3 protein-coding genes are annotated in these 1,670 nt (G+C 38.6%); all 3 read right to left on the minus strand.

Features of this window, described 5'->3' with window-relative positions; translation table 11 throughout:
- Positions 1-293: 293 nt before the first annotated feature.
- Entirely contained in the window at positions 294-458 is a 165-nt protein-coding gene (locus tag Q1A48_RS21155; RefSeq protein ID WP_299948823.1) for a hypothetical protein, read from the minus strand.
- A 344-nt stretch (positions 459-802) separates the two neighbouring features.
- Complete coding sequence (locus tag Q1A48_RS21160; protein WP_299948824.1) at positions 803-967, minus strand: hypothetical protein; 165 nt, start codon at positions 965-967, stop codon at positions 803-805.
- A 406-nt stretch (positions 968-1,373) separates the two neighbouring features.
- Positions 1,374-1,520, minus strand: a complete 147-nt coding sequence (locus Q1A48_RS21165; RefSeq protein WP_299948825.1) for a hypothetical protein — start codon at positions 1,518-1,520, stop codon at positions 1,374-1,376.
- Between the last annotated feature and the right edge of the window lie 150 nt (positions 1,521-1,670).

A 1,670-nucleotide genomic window follows, 5' to 3' on the forward strand; every position in this document is an offset into this window, starting at 1 on the left:
TCCACTTCCCGGATCGCCTGGAGAAATATATCAGCCTATGAGGCTACTTGGCTGACACAGAGTTTTGAACACCCTCATTTTTAGTGTCATGTGCTAAGCTCCGCACTAAGTCTAGTCTTCGGTGATAATTTTTTCACTCAATTCTTATTGCGATTGATAGCACTACTTGCAAACAGGGAGCCAAATTCACATTACCACTAGAAAAATCATAACGAACAACTTTGGGGGAGGGACGTAAGCCTCTCCCCTCTAGATCTGAAAGGCTCTCTTATTCTGATCTGTGACCAATAATGCTAAGGAAAACACGGAATCCGGTCTGTTTCTCCTCCCATGTCAATTATCGGTTGTTCAATACCTTCAACGCATTTAACGCCTCCATAAACACTTTCTACTTCCTTATTTATTAACTCTTTAATTTCTCGATAGCTCTCAAACTCTTTTTTATTGAAAGATTGCATATCTTTTCCTAATTATAATGTAGTTGATATTGCTGGAAGAGTGCATGGCGGAAAAGCAGGCCCTTTTCAGCATCGGCGCATCTATCACCACCAATTACACTTTCAACTTTTTCAGTTAATAACTCTTTGCTTTTTTAAAGCTATATCATTCTGGTTTTTGGCTATTGAGGGTCAAAGCACGGATGCTCGGTACCTCCTCCGTGCCCAGGAGGCCCTTCCCTTGACCCACGCTCAATGCATTTAACACCGCCATAAACACTTTCCATTTCCTCATTTAGCAGCTCTTTAATTTCTAGAGAAATTTCTAACGCTTTCTTATTGAAAAATTGCATAATTATCCCTAATTATAGTGTAGCGGATATTGTTGGAAGAGTGCATGGCGGAAAAGCAGGCCCTTCTTCAGCTTCAGCGCATCTATCACCGCCGCTTACACTTTCAACTTCTTCAGTAATTAATTCTCTGATGCTTTTGCAAGCCGGAAAGTTAACATCGATATTGAATTTTTCCAAAATAAAATCTCCTGAAATCGGTCAATTGTAATTGGTAGTTCAATATACAGTTATTTTAATTATTCTTTTGAAATACTCATTACGAATAGAAGCAAAATCATTGAACAAACCAATGATAAATTATTTTTTAGAAGAAAATATTTTCGACAACATAAATATCCGCCCCCAAAAAATAACAGCGGCAGGCACAATTCTACTGTCCATTTATTATTCGGACGATAAAGCCAATCGTTTCAGTCTACTTGAGTGCAACTCAGAAGAACCAAGTCCGTTCATGTATCGGCACTTAATGCTCATGGGAAACATCTGGTTTATCACCATAAAATGCTTTATTTTAAGCATTTAGACTATTTACTAATTATGATTGACGGCTTCACTCTGCCATTAGTTCAACTTACCTCTAAACCTAAAAACCTCCATGCAATCTATTCCATTCCTCCCATAGCTCAGCAATTTCATTGGGATCTTGGTCATGAGTTGGATTCCATAATTTATGGAATCTGTCAAAACCACCAGATATCGCCTCAAGTTCATATTTGGTAATTTCTTTCATTTTACTTTCTCATCAAGTTAAAGATTATGCCAACTTATTGTCAGCCAGACTTATCTGCCTCCCTGCAGATTCGACCGTTTCCGGTCTATGAGCAACCAATATTCGGGTGATGGCGAGTTGTTGAATATGCTGGTTAACCAGCGATTCATT

Origin of the sequence: uncultured Microbulbifer sp. (assembly GCF_947489355.1) — a bacterium.
Lineage (GTDB): Bacteria > Pseudomonadota > Gammaproteobacteria > Pseudomonadales > Cellvibrionaceae > Microbulbifer.

Excerpts from the sequence above, each read along its gene's own strand:
- Q1A48_RS21155 (WP_299948823.1), bottom strand. The coding sequence starts at position 458 with ATGCAATCTTTCAATAAAAAAGAGTTTGAGAGCTATCGAGAAATTAAA.
- Q1A48_RS21165 (WP_299948825.1), bottom strand. The coding sequence starts at position 1,520 with ATGAAAGAAATTACCAAATATGAACTTGAGGCGATATCTGGTGGTTTT.